At 34.1% G+C, this 223-nt stretch carries 1 protein-coding gene; it reads right to left on the reverse strand.

The window, feature by feature from the left end; translation table 11 throughout:
- A partial coding sequence (locus tag PQG54_RS12400; RefSeq protein ID WP_271807757.1) for a hypothetical protein occupies positions 1–199 on the reverse strand: 199 nt, incomplete at its 3' end.
- Between the last annotated feature and the right edge of the window lie 24 nt (positions 200–223).

Raw genomic sequence — 223 nt, forward strand, 5'->3', positions numbered from 1 at the left:
GTTTCTTTTTATCCATTAAAACGACACCCAGCTTACGCAATTCCTCTATCTGTCTTGCCGCTGAACGAATGGTATTAATTTTATCTTGAAGAATGGATTTGATTTGTGGATCGTTGATTTGGTTCATTTGCTCTGTAAATACTTTGATTAACTCTTGGCTATTCATCTCCATAGGATTTGCAGGTATATAATTTTCCATAGCCTCTTGAATAACTTTGTTTAA

Origin of the sequence: Commensalibacter communis, from assembly GCF_947179015.1 — a bacterium.
Lineage (GTDB): Bacteria > Pseudomonadota > Alphaproteobacteria > Acetobacterales > Acetobacteraceae > Commensalibacter > Commensalibacter communis.